The 17,016-nt window shown below is 63.5% G+C and carries 11 protein-coding genes and 1 pseudogene; 2 read left to right on the plus strand and 10 right to left on the minus strand.

Annotation, left to right across the window (positions count from 1 at the left end):
• Window positions 1–741: 741 nt before the first annotated feature.
• The 4 genes from ACOSV0_RS06565 to ACOSV0_RS06580 form a co-directional block, all read right to left on the minus strand.
• On the minus strand, window positions 742–4,041 hold the full coding sequence (locus tag ACOSV0_RS06565; protein WP_434109474.1) for an efflux RND transporter permease subunit: 3,300 nt from the start codon (window positions 4,039–4,041) through the stop codon (window positions 742–744).
• A 3-nt stretch (window positions 4,042–4,044) separates the two neighbouring features.
• Window positions 4,045–7,179, minus strand: a complete 3,135-nt coding sequence (locus ACOSV0_RS06570) for an MdtB/MuxB family multidrug efflux RND transporter permease subunit (RefSeq protein ID WP_434109476.1) — start codon at window positions 7,177–7,179, stop codon at window positions 4,045–4,047.
• 18 nt (window positions 7,180–7,197) lie between these two features.
• On the minus strand, window positions 7,198–8,625 hold the full coding sequence (locus ACOSV0_RS06575; protein WP_434109478.1) for an MdtA/MuxA family multidrug efflux RND transporter periplasmic adaptor subunit: 1,428 nt from the start codon (window positions 8,623–8,625) through the stop codon (window positions 7,198–7,200).
• A gap of 379 nt (window positions 8,626–9,004) precedes the next feature.
• Window positions 9,005–9,841: an IclR family transcriptional regulator gene (locus tag ACOSV0_RS06580; protein ID WP_434109479.1), complete on the minus strand. Its 837-nt coding sequence runs from the start codon at window positions 9,839–9,841 to the stop codon at window positions 9,005–9,007.
• Window positions 9,842–10,634: 793 nt separating this feature from the next.
• On the opposite strand from ACOSV0_RS06580, the pseudogene ACOSV0_RS06585 reads away from it, so the two are divergent.
• Window positions 10,635–10,955, plus strand: a pseudogene (locus ACOSV0_RS06585) (DDE-type integrase/transposase/recombinase); the annotation flags it as partial.
• An 89-nt stretch (window positions 10,956–11,044) separates the two neighbouring features.
• Here ACOSV0_RS06585 and ACOSV0_RS06590 read toward each other — a convergent pair.
• From ACOSV0_RS06590 to ACOSV0_RS06615, 6 genes are all read right to left on the minus strand, one after another.
• A complete protein-coding gene (locus ACOSV0_RS06590) occupies window positions 11,045–11,380 on the minus strand; it encodes a hypothetical protein (RefSeq protein ID WP_434109480.1) in 336 nt (111 codons plus the stop codon).
• A gap of 44 nt (window positions 11,381–11,424) precedes the next feature.
• Window positions 11,425–11,859, minus strand: a complete 435-nt coding sequence (locus ACOSV0_RS06595; RefSeq protein ID WP_434109482.1) for a MaoC family dehydratase — start codon at window positions 11,857–11,859, stop codon at window positions 11,425–11,427.
• Window positions 11,860–11,879: 20 nt separating this feature from the next.
• Complete coding sequence (locus ACOSV0_RS06600; RefSeq protein ID WP_434109483.1) at window positions 11,880–12,284, minus strand: MaoC/PaaZ C-terminal domain-containing protein; 405 nt, start codon at window positions 12,282–12,284, stop codon at window positions 11,880–11,882.
• Window positions 12,285–12,330: 46 nt separating this feature from the next.
• The gene (locus ACOSV0_RS06605) at window positions 12,331–13,494 is read right to left on the minus strand and encodes an acyl-CoA dehydrogenase family protein (protein ID WP_434109485.1); all 1,164 of its coding nucleotides are present in this window, start codon (window positions 13,492–13,494) and stop codon (window positions 12,331–12,333) included.
• 45 nt (window positions 13,495–13,539) lie between these two features.
• The gene (locus ACOSV0_RS06610) at window positions 13,540–14,751 is read right to left on the minus strand and encodes a CaiB/BaiF CoA transferase family protein (protein WP_434109487.1); all 1,212 of its coding nucleotides are present in this window, start codon (window positions 14,749–14,751) and stop codon (window positions 13,540–13,542) included.
• Between the two features lie 213 nt (window positions 14,752–14,964).
• Complete coding sequence (locus tag ACOSV0_RS06615; RefSeq protein WP_434109489.1) at window positions 14,965–15,909, minus strand: LysR family transcriptional regulator; 945 nt, start codon at window positions 15,907–15,909, stop codon at window positions 14,965–14,967.
• A 351-nt stretch (window positions 15,910–16,260) separates the two neighbouring features.
• On the opposite strand from ACOSV0_RS06615, the gene ACOSV0_RS06620 reads away from it, so the two are divergent.
• Window positions 16,261–17,007 (plus strand): transporter substrate-binding domain-containing protein, encoded by a 747-nt coding sequence (locus tag ACOSV0_RS06620; RefSeq protein WP_434109490.1) that lies wholly within the window; start codon window positions 16,261–16,263, stop codon window positions 17,005–17,007.
• The last annotated feature ends 9 nt before the right edge of the window (window positions 17,008–17,016 follow it).

The following is a 17,016-nucleotide window of genomic DNA, read 5'->3' on the forward strand; positions in this document are numbered from 1 at the left end:
TGCGGGGCAGGCACCTACTTTTCTTTGCCTGCCGCAAAGAAAAGTAGGCAAAAGAAAGCGGCTCACCCCGCCAGCTTATAAGCGGGTCCCCCGCGCAGCCACGGTAGTGGCGCATCTGGAATCCGTGTTCCCGCGCATTCAGCGCTGGTGACAAAGATGTCATCAGCTCCCACTCCGCACTGCGTGCGTCGCGGACGGGTCCGCATGGGAAACCAGCGGCTTCGTTTGGGCGCTGTGGAGGCCATCGGCGTTGCCTCGCCACGGACGTCTGCGTGGGAAGCGAGCCGCGGCGTCGGGTGAGTCCCACACAAAAACGATCAGAGGGTTCCAGGAACTATGTGTCGGCGCGCGCAGCGCCGCCGGAAGAATGACTGCCTTGTCACGAACGTCGAATGTGCGGGAACACAGATTCCAGATGTACCACTACCGTGACTGCGCGGGGGACCCGCTTAAGAGTTAGCGGTGTGAGCTGCTTTCTTTTGCCTACTTTTCTTTGCAGCAGGCAAAGAAAAGTAGGTGCCTGCCCCGCACAGGGGCGACGCTAATAAACCGATAAGAAAACAAGGAAAGGCCAACGCCGCAGGCACGCAACAATAAGCGCCGCGCAGGCAACCAAACTCAAGCAAAGCCCACCGCCGCAGGCACACAACAACAAGCGCCGCGCAGGCAACCAAACTCAACCAAACCCCACCGCCGCAGGCAAAAAAACAACCACCGCCGGAGGCAAAAAACCACCGCCCCTCAAGACGCCGCCATCCCCCTTCTCCGAGCCTTCCTCGACTCCCACCGAACCCGAATCCGATCCATATAGAGATACACCACCGGCGTGGTATAGAGCGTGAGCATCTGACTAACGATCAACCCACCCACAATAGAAATCCCCAGCGGCGCCCGCAACTCAGCCCCTTCCCCCTGCCCAAAGGCAAGCGGCAACGCCCCAAGCAGGGCGGCACAAGTCGTCATCATGATCGGCCGGAACCGCAGCATGCAAGCCTGATAAATCGCGTCCCGCGACGATAACCCCTGCCGGGAGGCCTCAATCGCAAAGTCCACCATCATGATCGCGTTCTTCTTCACGATGCCGATCAGCAGAATCACCCCGATCAACGCGATGATGCTGAACTCGGTCTTGAACAGCAGCAAAGCCAGCAACGCACCCACACCCGCGGAGGGCAGTGTGGACAGAATCGTCAGCGGATGGATATAACTTTCATACAACATCCCCAGCACGATATACACCGCCGCCAACGCGGCCAGAATCAGAATCGGCTGGTCGGACATCGACTGCTGGAACGCCTGGGCCGTGCCCTGGAAACTGCCGTGGATCGTGCCCGGCATGCCGATCTGCGCCATCGTGTCGTAGATCGCCTGCGTTGCCGTCGATAAAGACACGCCCGGCGGCAGATTGAACGAAATCGTCGAGGCCACGAACTGGCTCTGGTGATTCACCGACAACGGCGTATTGCCCGGCCCGAAGCTCGCGATCGCCGACAACGGCACCATCGTTTCCTTCGACGTCGACACCGCCGCGCCCGACGAAGCACTCGACTTGCCGCTCGCCGCAATCGAATTGATCGCCTGATTGCGCGCGGAATCGGCCGCGATGCTCGCTACGCTCGATGCAGTGGTGCCCGCCGTGCCGCCGGTCGTCGCGCTCGTGCTGGAGGTTGTAACCGTGCCGGCCGGTGCGTTGGTGGTCTGCGCGCCGCTCGCGCTGCCGCCCGAGGTGCTGATGTAAATCTGGCTCAGCATGTCCGGGCTCTGCCAGTACTTCGGCGCCACTTCCATCACGACGTGGTACTGGTTCAACGGGTTGTAGATCGTCGAGACCTGGCGCTGGCCGAACGCGTCGTACAAGGTGTTGTCGATCTGCGCCGGCTTGATGCCGAGGCGCGACGCGGTTGCGCGGTCGATCGTCACCATCGCCTCGAGGCCGCCCTGCTGCTGGTCGGAATTCACGTCGGCGAGTTCGGGGCGCGCCTGCAGCGCCTCGGTGAGCTTCGGTCCCCACAGATACAGATCGGGCGTCGAATCGGCCAGCAGCGTGAACTGATACTGCGCGTTCGATTGCCGGCCGCCGACGCGAATGTCCTGCACCGCCTGCAGGAAAGTCCGCGCGCCGGCCACGTCGCCGAGCGGGGCGCGCAGTTGCTGGATCACCTCGTCGGCGGATAGCTTGCGCTCGCTCTTCGGTTTCAGCGAAACGAACATGAAGCCGGAGTTGGTCTGCCGCCCGCCGGTGAAGCCGGCCACGCTGTCCACCGCGGGGTTCTTGCCGACGATCTCCATCATTTCCGCGAACTTGCCCTTCATCGCCTGGAACGACGTGCTCTGGTCGGCCTGAATACCGCCGATCAGCCGGCCCGTGTCCTGCTGCGGAAAGAAGCCCTTCGGCACGATGATGTACAGCCAGACGTTCAGTCCGATGGTCGCGATCAGAATCGTCACGATCAGACGCGGATGCAGCAGCGCCCAGCCGAGCGTGCGTTCATAACCGCGATGCATCGCCGTGAAGCCGCGCTCGAGCCAGAGGCCGAACCGTCCTTCTTCCTTTTTCTCGTGCGGCTCGCGCAGGAGGCGCGAACACATCATCGGCGTCAAGGTCAGCGAGACGAGCAGGGACACGCCGATCGCCAGCGACAGCGTCAGCGCGAACTCGCGGAACAGCCGCCCGACAATGCCGCCCATCAGCAGAATCGGCAGGAACACGGCCACCAGCGAAATGCTGATGGACAGCACCGTGAAGCCGACCTCGCGCGCGCCGAGGAACGCGGCCTTCATGCGCGGCACGCCATTTTCGATATGCCGTGAGATGTTCTCCAGCACCACGATCGCATCGTCGACCACGAAACCGGTCGCGATGGTCAACGCCATCAGCGACAGGTTGTCGATCGAGAAGCCGAGCATATACATCGCGCCGAACGTGCCGATGATCGAGATCGGCACGGCGATGCTCGGAATCAGCGTTGCGCGCCAGTTGCGCAGGAACAGGAACACCACCATCGTGACCAGCGCGACCGCGATGATCAACGTGTGCTCGGTGTCTTTCAGCGACGCGCGGATGGTGGTGGAACGATCGGCGGCCGGCGCGATGTCGACGTCGGCGGGCAGCGATGCGTGCAACTGCGGCAGCATCCCCATGACGCGGTCGATGGTGTCGATAATGTTCGCGCCGGGCTGGCGGTACAGAATCACCAGCACCGAACGCTTGCCGTTGAAGAGGCCCAGGTTGCGCAGATCTTCGACGGAATCGACCACTTCCGAGACGTCGGACAGTTTCACCGCCGCGCCATTGCGGTACGCGATGACCAGATCCTTATACTGCGACGCCTTGCTCGCCTGGTCGTTCGTATAGATCTGCACGCGGTTCGGGCCGAACTCGATCGAGCCTTTCGGGCTGTTCGCGTTGGCCGCGGCGAGCGCGGCGCGCACGTCTTCGAGACCGATGCCGTAGTGGGACAGTGCATGCGGTTCCAGTTCGACACGCACCGCCGGATTGGCCGAACCGCTGACATCCACTTCGCCGACGCCGTCCACCTGCGACAGCGACTGCTGCAACACGGTGGCCGCCGAGTCGTACAACTGGCCGGCGGTCAGCGTCTTCGACGTGAGCGCCAGAATCAGGATCGGCGCGTCGGCCGGATTCACCTTGTGATACGTCGGATTGCTGCGCAGGCTCGCCGGCAGATCGGCGCGCGCGGCATTGATGGCCGCTTGCACGTCGCGCGCGGCGCCGTCGATATCGCGGTTCAGACCGAACTGCAGCGTAATGCGCGTCGAGCCGACCGAGCTCTGCGAGGTCATTTCGGTCACGTCGGCGATCGAGCCGAGATGCCGTTCGAGTGGACTGGCAACGCTCGTCGCCACGGTGTCCGGACTCGCGCCCGGCAACGTGGCCTGCACCGAAATGGTCGGAAAATCGACCTGCGGCAGCGGCGCGACCGGCAGCTTGGTGAACGCGAAAATCCCGGACAGCGCGATGCCGATCGCCAGCAGCGTGGTGGCGACCGGGCGGGAGATAAACGGACGCGACAGGTTCATCGCTTAGTTCCCTGCATCGGTGGCGGGCGGCGTCGTGCCTTTGGAAGCATCGCCGCGATTGAAGCGCTCACGTGCGCGGCGGGCGAGCGAGTCGAAGCCGAGATAAATCACCGGCGTGGTAAACAGCGTCAGCAACTGGCTGACAATCAGACCGCCGGCAATCGCAATACCGAGCGGGCGGCGCAACTCCGAGCCCGCGCCGGTGCCGAGCATCAGCGGCAGGGCGCCGAGCAGGGCGGCGAGCGTGGTCATCAGGATCGGGCGGAAGCGCAGCAGACACGCCTGATAGATGGCCTCGCGCGGCGGCTTGCCTTCCTCGCGCTCGGCGTAGAGCGCGAAGTCGATCATCATGATGGCGTTCTTCTTCACGATACCGATCAGCAGCACGATCCCGATGATGCCGATGATGTCCAGATCGTGCCCGGTGATCAGCAGCGCGAGCAAGGCGCCGACACCCGCCGAGGGCAGCGTCGACAGAATCGTGATCGGGTGGATGAAGCTCTCGTACAGCACGCCGAGCACGATATACATCGTGACGATTGCCGCCAGGATCAGGAACAGTTCGTTCGACAACGACGCCTGGAACGCCAGCGCCGCACCCTGGAAGCGCGTCTGGAACGACGCCGGCAGCCCGACGTCCTTCTCCGCCTGGGCGATCGCCTTCACTGCCGCGCCAAGCGACGAGCCGGGCGCGAGATTGAACGAAACCGTCGTGGCGGGGAACTGGCTCAAATGCGTGACCAGTAGCGGCGCGGGCTTCTCGATGAACTTTGCGATCGACGACAACGGCACCTGGCCGCCCGACGACGTGGAAGAGGGTAGATAGATCGAGTTCAGCGACTCGGTGTAATGCTGCATTTGCGGCTGCGCTTCCAGAATCACGCGGTACTGGTTCGATTGCGTGAAGATGGTCGAGATAATCCGCTGGCCGAAGGCGTCGTACAGCGCGCTATCCACGGTAGCCGGCGTGATGCCGTAACGCGACGCGGTGGCGCGGTCGATTTCAATGTAGACCGACTGGCCGTTATCCTGCAGGTCGGTGGCCACGTCCGCCAGTTCCGGCGACTGCTTCAGCCGGTCGATCAGCTTCGGCACCCACGTGGTGAATTCGCTGATGTTCGGGTCGGTCAGCATGAACTGGTACTGCGTCGGGCTGACCGTGGAGTCGATCGTCAGATCCTGCACCGGCTGCATGTACAGCGACGCGCCCGGAATATGCGCGACGTCCTGCTGCAACTGGCGGATCACGTCGCTCGCGGTGTTGCTGCGGTCGTCGCGCGGCTTCAGGTTGATCAGCATGCGACCGCTGTTCAACGTGATGTTGCTGCCGTCCACCCCGATGAACGAGGTGAGGCTTTCCACGTCCGGGTTCTTCAGGATCTGCGCGGCGAGTTCCTGCTGACGCTCCGCCATCGACGCATACGACACCGACTGCGGGGCCTGCGTGATCGCCTGGATCACACCGGTGTCCTGCACCGGGAAGAAGCCCTTCGGAATGAACACGTACAGCACGCCGGTCAGCACGAGCGTGAGCAGCGCAACGACCAGGGTGGAGCGTTGCCGGTTCAGCACCCACGTGAGTGCGACCGCGTAACGGGCGATCACCCAGTCGATAGCCTTGTGGGCCTTCGCTTCGAAACGGTGGCTTTCATGCGGCGGCGTATGGCGCAGCAGCTTCGCGCACATCATCGGCACGAGCGTGAGCGAAACGATCGCCGAGATCACGATGGTCACGGCCAGCGTGATCGCGAATTCATGGAACAGGCGCCCGACCACGTCGCCCATGAAGAGCAGCGGAATCAGCACGGCGATCAGCGAGACCGTCAGCGAAATGATCGTGAAGCCGATCTGTTTCGAGCCCTTCAGCGCGGCTTCCAGTGGCGACTCGCCGTCTTCGACATAACGCGCGATGTTTTCGATCATCACGATGGCGTCGTCGACCACGAAGCCGGTTGCGATGGTCAACGCCATCAGCGACAGGTTATCGAGCGAGAAACCGCACAGATACATCACGGCCAGCGTGCCGATCAGCGAGAGCGGCACCGACAGGCTCGGAATGATGGTTGCGTAGACGTTGGCGAGGAACAGGTACATCACCAGCACCACCAGCACGACCGACATCAGCAGTTCGAACTGCACGTCGCGCACGGAAGCGCGGATCGTGGTGGTGCGGTCGGTGACGATCTCCACGTCGAGCGCGGCGGGCAGCGACTGTTGCAGTTGCGGCAGCAGCGCCTTGATGCTGTCGACCACCTGGATCACGTTCGCGCCCGGCTGGCGTTGCACGTTCAGGATGATCGCCGGCGTGTTGTTGACCCACGCGCCGAGCTTGGTGTTCTCCGCGCCTTGCACGATGTTGGCGACGTCCGTGAGCATCACCGCGCGGCCGTTCTTGTAGGCCACCACCGCGCTCTTGTACGCGTCGGCATCGGTTAGCTGATCGTTCGCGTTGATCGTGTAATTGCGCGTGGGGCCGTCGAAATTGCCCTTCGGCGTGTTGACGTTCAGGTTCGAAATCGTGGTGCGCAAATCGTCCAGATTCAGGCCGTATGCGGCGAGCGCGCGCGGGTTCGCCTGAATCCGCACGGCCGGGCGCTGACCGCCCGACAGGCTCACCAGACCCACGCCCGCCACCTGCGAAATCTTCTGCGCGAGACGCGTGTCGGCCAGGTCTTGCACCTGCGTGAGCGGCATCGTTTTCGACGTGATCGCGAGCGTGATGATCGGCGCGTCGGCGGGATTGACCTTCGCGTAGATCGGCGGCGCGGGCAGGTCGGACGGCAACAGGTTGCCCGCTGCGTTGATCGCCGCCTGGACTTCCTGCTCGGCGATATCGAGCGGCAGGTCGAGGCTGAACTGCAGCGTGATGATCGACGAGCCTGCCGAGCTTTGCGACGACATCTGATTCAACGACGGCATCTGCCCGAACTGCCGTTCGAGCGGCGCGGTGACCGACGAGGTCATCACGTCCGGGCTCGCGCCCGGATAGAAGGTCTGCACCTGGATCGTCGGATAGTCGACCTCGGGCAGCGCGGAGAGCGGCAGAAAGCGCAGCGCGACGAGACCGACCAGCATGATCGCCGCCATCAGCAGCGCGGTGCCGACGGGGCGCAGAATAAAGGCGCGGGATGGATTCATGCGGTAGTTGCCGTGCCTTTATTGCGAAGCTTGCGCCGCGTGTTTGCCGTGATGTGCGTGTGCACCCGATGCACCCGAGGCCGCCGCCGCGCCGCTTGCGCCACGCGCGCCCGAAGCGCCGCGCGGCCTGTCGGCCGGAATCGTGATCTTCGCGCCTTCCTTCAGCCGGTCCGAACCGTCGATCACGACGCGCTCGCCGACTTGCAGGCCGGATTTGATGCTGGTGCGCTCGCCGTCCACCGGGCCGACCTTGACCGGACGTACCGTCACGGTGTTGTCCGGCTTCACGACATACACGAACTGACCCATCGAGCCGTTCAGCACCGCCGGCGTCGGTACGATCACCGCGTCCTTGATCGTGTCGACGAGCAGGCGGGTGTTCACGAACTGATTCGGGAACAGCAGGTTCTTGCTGTTCTGGAAGATCGCGCGCAGCTTGACCGTACCGGTGGTGGTGTCGATCTGGTTATCCAGTGTTTCGAGCGAGCCGCCTTCGAGCGAGGTGGTGTTGCTGCGGTCATACGCGGTGACCGAGAGCTTCGCGCCCGTCTGGGTCTGCTGGATGATCTGCTGCAGATTGTCTTCGGAGGTCGTGAAGATCACGCTGATCGGCTGCAACTGCGTAATCACGACGAGGCCGTTGGTCAGGCTCGGCGTCACGTAGTTGCCCGGATCGACCTGGCGCAAACCGACACGGCCCGACACCGGCGCGGTGATGCGCGCATAGACGAGGTCGAGCTTGTAGGTATCGATGTTCGCCTGATCGGACTTCACCGTGCCTTCGTACTGCTTGACCAGCGAGGCTTGCGTATCGACCTGCTGGCTGGCGATCGAGTCTTGCGCGAGCAGCGTCTGGTAACGCTTCAGATCGAGGCGTGCGGTTTGCAGCAGCGCCTGGTCGCGCGCGAGCGTGCCCTGCGCGTTTTCCAGCGAGATCTGATAGGGGCGCGGGTCGATCTGGGCAAGCACATCGCCCTTCTTGACCATCTGGCCTTCCTGGAAGTACACGTCTTGCAGCACGCCGCTCAACTGCGGCAGCACGGTGACGTTGGCGAGCGGCGTGACCGTGCCGAGCGCGGTCAGCACCACCGGCATCTCACCCTGGGTGGCGGTTGCCACGTGAACAGGCTGCGGCATGTTGGCGAAGGCGCCGGGGCCACCGCGCCCCCCACGGCCCGCGTGGCCGCCACTGGCGCCGCTCGCACCGGCGGCCGCGCTCGCGCCGCCAGCGGACCCGCCCCACGGATGCCAGCGCCACAACACAATCCCGAGAATGACGAGCGCCGCCACGATCAGTGCGATATTGCGGCCGCGATGACTTTTTGCCGCGGCCGGTTTATTCCCGGGGCTGCCAGCAGGGCCCCCGGCGGCGGGCGGTTGCGAACCGGGTTGGGAAGCCGGCGTGGTAGGGCGTGTGGTTTCCGAATGCTTTTGTTGTTCGTCCATCGGTTCGGTCAGGTGGCTGGCTTTGATGTGAGCCGCTCGTGCGATCGTGCCGCTTCGACAGTTCGGCGGACCGGCACGCAGGCGGCATGACAGGCGGTTTCGACAGCGGACGCGCCGCGAATGTTCAGCGCGATGCTACCCGAGGCGCGGGTCAAAGATGTTAACGCGATGCGCCATCATGGCGGGCCGGCCGAAACGTTATCGAGGACGATAACGGCAAGCCGGGCCAGCGTCCCGCCACGGGAATGCATGATCCTACGTCGCGGGCTCTGTAACAGTCCACCCGTGTTTTTTTCTTTTGATTACGAAGGTTACAGGATGAACGACAAATGACAGGTTGAACATGCCGTGGCCGCCGACCGGCGAGCGACTGCGTGTTTCAGTTGTCCAGGCGGCGCCCGGGTGTGCCGCCGATCTCGAGCATGATCTTGCTGACGCATTCGAGCAGGGCCGGCGCCGCGCGCGATATCAGCCAATCGCGTGGGCACTGGTCCGCGGCCCCGCCGCAATTGACCGCATAGCGCTCGCCCGAGGGGCCGATGAACCCTGACGCGATGGCGTTCAGGCCGTCGTACCATTCACCCGTGGCGATCGCAAAACCTTGCTCGGCGGTTTCCCGCAACGCGGTTGTCAGACGGCCGCTGACGTGGCCCCAGTCGTCGCCCTCGGCGGCCTGCAGGCCGACCAGCAATTTTTCCCGTTCCGGTTCGGCGAGTGCCGACAAGTAGGCGCGGCCGACCGCGGTACGGCTGAGGTTCATGCGCGAGCCGATTTCGAGGCGCGACACCAGCACCGCCGAGCGTGGCCGGATCGCGTCGATCACCACCATGTCGAGGCGGTCGCGTACGGCCAGATGCACCGACAACGCGGTGCGTTCGGCGAGTTCGATAAGGAAAGGGCGCGCCCGGGCCCGGATGTCGAAGTTGCGCAGAAAGCCATTGCTCAACTCCAGTACCGACGAGGTCAGCACGAATCGCTCGCTGTCGGGCAAGCGAAACAGGAAGCCTGCGCTGACGAGCGTGGCGGTAATCCGCGAGACGGTGGGTTTCGGAATGCCGGTCAGCTCGGTCAGTTCGCGATTGCTGAGCGGCGCGTCGGCTGCGGCGATCGAGCGCAGCACCGTCAAACCGCGTGCTAGCGCGGTGACTTCGTCGCCCGAGCCGTCTTTATCTTTGGCGGAGCCCGCGGCAGTTGAGGAGGGCGTTGGTTGGTTCATGTCGTTTTTCTGGAACTATATTTCAGTTTTCTGTTCACCTAGCCTGCTAGCAGGCGTTCCGAAAAGGCTGGGCGAAGGCCCCAAAATGGGGCATAAATTTCTATCCACGCTTGAAGATTCATTGTATCGGAATATTTTTCCGCAATGAATGAAGCCTCTTGAGATTTTGCTTGACTTAGTCAGCATAACCATAAAAAATGGAATCTCATTTCGAAAGACGGTTTCAGGTTCTGTATTTTGAAATTTTGAACCAACCGTAGTCTGCGGAGTGCCTGCTCGAGTCCCCTGTCAGTCCATGCAGCATCTGTCTCGCGGCCAATCTCGCGCCGGCCCCACTTTCGAATCCCGTCTCTCAGGTTCTAGCACGGCCCTCGGAATGGCTAGAACTTTTTAAGGCGTCACGGCAACGTGACGCCTTTTTTTTCGTCTCTATCGGCGCACAACAAAGTCTGCTGGAACGTAAGATTCGCCGTTCGGGTACAACAAAGTCTGCAGCATAGGGAAAATTCGGTGTGCGGCGCACAATTTCGAGCGCGTTATGGAGATTGCTAACAGGCTGTCAATAGTCGGCGGGCTGTTTGTGTACGGGTACTCCTGCTGATTGACTTGCAACAAGCGATTGATCATCCGAGTTGGGGGAGCGCGAAATAACCCGGATGCCGAGCGGCAAGTCAGCCGATTGCTTGTCCATTGACGCAGCCAAGGTTGGCCGGTAACCTGGGTTTTCAAACTTGGCTCGTTGCTGACGGCTGCTTCACGTTCGCCCGGACCGACTGGAACGGGACGCCGCGAAGCGCCGAAGACCATCACGCTCGATGGTTATGCAGCCTCGCACCGCGCGGTGCGCGAAATGAAAGTCGATGGGCTGCTGCCGGAGGGTACCGCGATACGATCCTCGAAGTATTTGAATAACCTGATCGAACAGGACCATCTTAACGTCAAGTCCAGAACGGACGTCATGCTCGGCTTCAAACGTTTCGGGAACGCTGCGAACACGATGTCAGGGATCGAGTTGATTCATCACATTCGCAAAGGACAATTTGGTCTTGCCAGCCTGCGACGCAAAGATACGGCTGCCCCCGATGTCTGGAATGTCATCCTCTCTTATCAATAAGATATCCTATCTATAGAAATAATATCGTCCCGACCGGCCATTTGCACCAGAACCACCACACGTTTGCCGATGCCGAGTGAGGTCTCTCGTTACCGTGCGACTGTCGCCAGCGGCGCCAGTCGCAAGCGGGTGAAATTCCGCACGTGCGGTGTGAATTCGCCGAAGCCCTTGACCGAGAGGAATTCCGGCGTCTCGTAGACCCAGTCGCCGGCAACCGTATACATCGCCGCATAGACCGGTCCGCCATCGATCGCGACGAATCGCGTGCCACTGAGCCAGCCGGGGCACGCAAGAATCGCCGGCAGATGCACGGTGTCGTACCAGTGGTTGAACGCGGCGTCGACCTCGGGGTCGACGTCGACTCGCACGATATGAATAAACGGGCCGGTGCAGCCGGCCGGAATGCTGTCGTCGGGAAATCGCATGGTCGGGATTGGGGAGAACGAGGGTCGCGGACCGGATAGTCGGATCAGGCGGCCGGACGTGGCCGCGGGAATTTCAGCGTCGCTTCGGCCTTGAGGACTTCGCGGCCGTCGGCGTTTGTCGCGCTCGCGCGCCAGACGACGGTCCGGCTCACGGCGTCCATCGCGTCGATCCACACGCGAAAGCCGAGCGTATCACCGTAAAACACTGCACCTGTGAACCAGAAACGATCCTCGATCGACACGCCGAGCGTGCCGACGAGGTCCGACGTCAGCACGCTCGTGCAGATGCCGGCGACCATGATTCCTGGCGCGAGCCGCTTGCCGAAACGCGTTCCCGCGGCGTAGCCGTCGTCGATATGAATCGGCCCGAAGTCGCCGGTCGCCGCGATGTACAGCGCGCCGTCCGCCTCGGTGATGGTCTTGTCGATTCGCACCTCGTCGCCGACGCGCAGGCTGTCGAACGTTTTCACTTCATACATGATCGGCTCCCTTCGTGGATTCAGTCGTTCACTGGCACGAGCGTCGCGCGGCCGGTAACGACAACGCCCCGTTCGTCGGCGGTGCAGGTGACCTGGCACTCGATCGCGCGATCCGTCGCGTCTACCACGGCCGCTGATGCGGCGATTGTCGTGCCCACCGTCGCCGGCGAGGGGAACACGAGGTTCAGCGCGCCGATCCGCCAGCCGGGGCCGGCCAGACGGTTCAGGCAGGTCGTCGCGAGCGATGCGACGGCGAGTTCGAAGCAGAGCGGCGCGTCGAATCCGGACGCGCTCGCGGCGCGCGCGTCGACGTGCAGTGTCGCGAGATTGCCGCTGATACCGGTGAAGAACGCCTGTTCGGCCACGGTCATGGTCTTACGGAACGTCGTTTCGGTACCGGCGGGTACGGGCGGGTGAGTCGTCATGGTTGGGGTCCGTCGTGGAGGGTGAGCAGGCCGGCAGGAAACCGGATCACAGGGTGAGGCCGTGCTTGATCACGCTGCGCGCGATCAGCATCCGATGGATTTCCGAGGTGCCGTCGTAGATACGGGTCACGCGGCTGTCGCGATAGATGCGTTCGAGCGGCATCTCCTTCGTGAAGCCCATGCCGCCGAACACCTGAATGCCGCGGTCCGCGACACGTCCGATCATCTCGGACGCGTACAGCTTCACCATGGAGACCTTGTCGCGGACGTCGCGCGACTGGTCGAGTTCCCATGCGGTATTCAGCACCATCATCCGGGTCGCGAAGATCTCGGTCGCCGAATCGGCGATCATCTGTTGAATCATCTGGAACTCACCGATCGGCTGCCCGAACTGATGTCGTTCGCCCGCGTGCCGACGCATTAGCTCGAGTACGCGCTGCGCCATGCCGCACGCACGCGCGCCGATATGGGCAAGGCGAATTGACGACACGCTCGACATGATTAGCCGGAAGCCATTGCCGACGCCGCCGAGCACTTTCGATGACGGCACCCGGCAGTCCTCGAACACGAGCTCCGCGTGACCATAACCGCGATGCCCCATCATCGGCTGGACGCCCGTCATCGAAAATCCCGGGGTGCCTTTGTCGACGAGAAACAGCGTGATCCCGCCGCGCGCGCGCTTGTCCTTGTCGGTGACGGCCATCACGATCACATAGTCGGCGATATCGCCGTCGCTGATGAAATGCTTGCGCCCGTTGAGCACCCAGTCGCCGCCGTCGAGGCGGGCGGACGTCGTGATCGACGCCGCGTCGGACCCGGCGCCCGGCTCGGTGATCGCCATCGCGCAGATCCGGTCGCCGCGGACAGTGGGCAGCAGATAGTCGTCGCGCTGGGCGCCCTCACAGGCGAGCAGCATCGGATAGACCTGGCCGAAGATCCGTCGGATCAGCGCGTCCGACGTCTTGCCGAGTTCCTCCTCGACGAGGCACATATCGACATTCGACAGGCCGCCGCCGCCGACGTCTTCCGGCATGTTCATCGCAAACAGCCCGAGGGCTTTCGCCTGATCGCGGACACGGTGCAACGGCTCCGCGGGGATCTGACCGAGACGTTCCGTATCGGCTTCGAGCGGCTGGACCTCGTTCGTGACGAAACGGCGAACGGTGTCGACCAACTGCTGGCTCTCGTGGGGAATCGAAAAATCAATCATCGTGATCGGGTGTCAGTGGAAGTGGGAAGGCGCTGCGCGTTCGCGTCACGCGCCGGACGGAATGGGTGCCGTCTGCATGACGATTCGCTGTGCGCTCAGGGACGCGATCTCGTCGTCGCCATAGCCGAGTTCGCGCAGGATCTCGGCGGTCTGTGCGCCGAGCGATTGCGGAGCAAGCCGCACCGGCAGCGTCTCGCCGTCGAAGCGCATCGGATTGCCGAGCAGTGTCACGTCGTCGCCGGCCTCACCGCGGACGGTGCGGAACACCTCCAGGTGCCGCAGTTGTGGGTCGGCCAGCAGGTCGTCGTAGTCCTGCACGGGTGCATGCCAGATGTCGTGTTCGTGCAGCACGGCGAGCCAGTGCGCGGTGACGCGCGTCTTCAGCCTGTCGTGAACCGCACGTGCAATCACGTCGCGCGCACGGTACGCATCCACGTCGTCGAGCGCGTCGAGTTCGGGCAGGTCGAGCGCCCGGGCCAGCGCGCGCGGCGATGCGATCGCGATCGCGAGATGACCGTCTGCCGTCGGATGGATGCCGTAGGCACCGCCGCAGAACCAGGCCGCGAGCCCGTGCCCGGCGCGTGGTGCGGAGTCGCGCGCGCCGTTGAGCCACGCGGTCAGGGATTCCGCCTGCAGATCGATCGCAGCCTGCAGCAGGTTCACTTCGACGAGGCGGCCCTTGCCGGTGCGTTCGCGATTGAACAGCGCCGCGAGAATGCTCATCGCGTAGAGCGTCGATGCGTGCTGGTCGACGACGACGGCGCCGACGGGCGTCGGGCCGCCGTCTGCGGACCCGGTTCGAGCCGCGAGGCCGGACAGCGCCTGCAGCAGCAGGTCCTGCCCTGGGCGGTCGACATACGGACCGCTCGAGCCGTAGCCCGTCGCGCTCGCATAGATCACGCGCGGATTCGTCGCGCGGATGTCATCGTAGCCGAGCCCGAGACGGGCCATCGCGCCCGGCCGGAAATTCTCCATGACGACGTCGGCCCGCTCTACCAGTTGTCTTGCCAGCGCGAGTCCCTGCGGATGCTTGATGTCGAGCGCGAGGCTGCGCTTGTTGCGGCCGGTCGTCAGCAGATTGACGCTTTGACCGGCGACGAAATGATCGGCGACCGCCCAGTTGCGATGGAACGCGCCTTGCAGCGGTTCGATCGCGATCACATCGGCGCCGAGATCGGCGAGCGTTTGCGCGGCCATCGGCCCCGCATGGAAATGGTTGAAACTGACGACGCGTATACCGTCGAGCAAGGTAGACATGAACACTCCGGGAACGGAAAATCTCCCGTCGCGGGGCGGCGTCGAGCCGGATGATTCCGCAACGGATCAGCCAGTTCAGAATATCAAGGATACCTTGACGATAACGCGTGGGCGGCTATTAAATGCCGGTCGGCAACTATAAGCCGAGGGCATAAACCGGGGCGGCCGGTCGCTCGCGACAGGTGGCGCCGCGAGCGGGAGGAAGGACGTGGATCAGGCGGTGTCGGGCCGGACCCGCGCGATTTCGCCGACGACCGCGCGCACGTGCCTGATGAAGCTCTCGGCGAGGCGCTGCCGCGGCCGGTTGCCGGGCAGCAGCGCCGACAGCGGGACCGGCAGCCTCGGCCGGAACGGCCGGACCACGAGCGAGTCCGGCGGCTGCGCGTGGATCGACAACTCGTCGACGAGCGCGGTGCCGAGCCCTTCGCGTACGAGCCGGCACGCAATATTGGAGAAGCGGACTTCGATGTCGGCGGCGAACCAGCTACCGTTCGCCTCATGTCCGCGCTCGATTAGCCGCCCGAGTGGGCTGCCGGCGGGCGGCCCGATCAGCCGGCGCCCGTCGAGGTCGCCCGGTGTCACGCAGGTGCACGCGGCGAGCGGGTCGCCGGGCGGCACCGCGCACATGACCTCGAATTCGGCCAGCAGTTCATTGACGAGGCTTGCGGGCGAGGGCGCCATCATCGCGAGGCCGATATCGGCCATGCCCGAATCGAGATTCTCGATCATGCTGTCGACCCGCAGCGTCTCCAGATAGATCTTCGCGCGCGGATGATCGAGCGCGAAGCGCGACAGCACTTTCGGTACGAGCCATTCGGACAGTTCGGCCGTCGCGAAGATGCGCAGCACACCCGCGCGGCCGGTACGCAAATCCCATGCTTTCTGCTGGATCGCCTGGTGCACGAGGAACAGCGGCTCCGCGTCGTCGAGCAGCAGTTTCGCTTCCGCGGTCGGAATCAGGCGATTGCTGACCCGGTCGAACAGCGGAAAGCCGAGCTTCGCTTCCGCGAGCCGGATCGCATTGCTGACGGCCGGCTGCGACATGCCGAGCTCTTCGGCTGCGCCGATCGTGGTGCGGTAGCGCATCACGGCGCGTAATACCTCGAGTTGCCGGAGATTGATCAACACCCGGGCGGAGGCGCCGGAATTCGTCTGCATACCTGTACCTGTCTGCGTGTCTGGGGCTGCCTGTGCAGGGCATTGTATCCAGCCAAAAATTGCGGGACACGGGCATCGCGCGCGTGCGGCCGGCCGCTCAGTCCGTGCGAGACGGCGCCCGGAGGCTATAACAGCCATTTATAGTCGGACATTTTTTTCTGCTGGTGCGAGATGCGGAGAAGCCGGTAACGTCGCAATCGAGAGCGTTCGCATGAGCGGGCGCGGTTATTACCCGATTCCGGAGGTTCCATGTTTGCGCCGCGTTTCACTTCGTGTTGCTCCGTATTCCTGGCAGCCACCCTGCTGACGTTTGCACATGCGGCACCTGCCAGCGCCGCATGTGCAAACGGCTTGTCCGCGAACCAGCTCGTCACGGCGGGTCATCTGTCGATGTCGACGAATCCGACACTGCCGCCGCTTCAGTATGTCGATGCGGACGGCACGCTGAAGGGGATGAACGTTGAACTCGGCGAAACGATCGGCAAGCGGCTGTGCCTGCAGGTCGATTTCGTCCGGATGGACTTTCCGGCGATGATTCCCGCACTCAAGGCTGCACGGATAGACGGCATCAATACTGGAATGTTCTGGACCGAAGCGCGCTCGAAGATGATGTACACGGTGCCGTATGCGATCTCGACGCTCGACGTCGTCGTCTCGCCCAGGCACGTGCTCGCAGTGCCGGACGTCAAGGCGCTGCGCGGCCACGCGGTCGGCGTCGAATCTGACTCGTACCAGGAACACTGGCTGCGCGATCTCGCAAAGACGGTGGACGAGAAGGACGCTCCGATCGACGTCCATGCCTACACGACGGCCAGTGACGTGATGGCGGCGCTACGCGCGGGGCAGATCGACATGGCGGTGCTGCCGAGCTACACCGCGATCGATATCGTGAACCGCAAACAGGCGGTGATGGCGCTGTCGGGGCTCGGGTCGACGCAGACGACGCTCGCGTTTCGTACCCGCGCCGTCGCCGAGGCGGTCGCGGCCGCGCTGGACCAGATGCGGGCGGACGGCAGCTACGCGAAACTGCTGACCCGCTACGGGATGACGCCGCTGCCCGACGCGAAGATCACGATTCGCGGCACAGGCCCGGCCTGAGGCACGATC

The sequence above is a fragment of the Paraburkholderia caffeinilytica genome, assembly GCF_051027425.1.
Taxonomy (GTDB): Bacteria; Pseudomonadota; Gammaproteobacteria; order Burkholderiales; family Burkholderiaceae; genus Paraburkholderia; species Paraburkholderia caffeinilytica_A.

What these genes read in the sequence shown, in the direction of transcription:
- ACOSV0_RS06570 (WP_434109476.1), bottom strand. Translation starts at nt 7,179, where the DNA reads ATGAATCCATCCCGCGCCTTTATTCTGCGCCCCGTCGGCACCGCGCTG.
- ACOSV0_RS06600 (WP_434109483.1), bottom strand. Translation starts at nt 12,284, where the DNA reads ATGACGACTCACCCGCCCGTACCCGCCGGTACCGAAACGACGTTCCGT.
- ACOSV0_RS06575 (WP_434109478.1), bottom strand. Translation starts at nt 8,625, where the DNA reads ATGGACGAACAACAAAAGCATTCGGAAACCACACGCCCTACCACGCCG.
- ACOSV0_RS06580 (WP_434109479.1), bottom strand. Translation starts at nt 9,841, where the DNA reads ATGAACCAACCAACGCCCTCCTCAACTGCCGCGGGCTCCGCCAAAGAT.
- ACOSV0_RS06565 (WP_434109474.1), bottom strand. Translation starts at nt 4,041, where the DNA reads ATGAACCTGTCGCGTCCGTTTATCTCCCGCCCGGTCGCCACCACGCTG.
- ACOSV0_RS06595 (WP_434109482.1), bottom strand. Translation starts at nt 11,859, where the DNA reads ATGTATGAAGTGAAAACGTTCGACAGCCTGCGCGTCGGCGACGAGGTG.
- ACOSV0_RS06605 (WP_434109485.1), bottom strand. Translation starts at nt 13,494, where the DNA reads ATGATTGATTTTTCGATTCCCCACGAGAGCCAGCAGTTGGTCGACACC.
- ACOSV0_RS06615 (WP_434109489.1), bottom strand. Translation starts at nt 15,909, where the DNA reads ATGCAGACGAATTCCGGCGCCTCCGCCCGGGTGTTGATCAATCTCCGG.
- ACOSV0_RS06610 (WP_434109487.1), bottom strand. Translation starts at nt 14,751, where the DNA reads ATGTCTACCTTGCTCGACGGTATACGCGTCGTCAGTTTCAACCATTTC.
- ACOSV0_RS06590 (WP_434109480.1), bottom strand. Translation starts at nt 11,380, where the DNA reads ATGCGATTTCCCGACGACAGCATTCCGGCCGGCTGCACCGGCCCGTTT.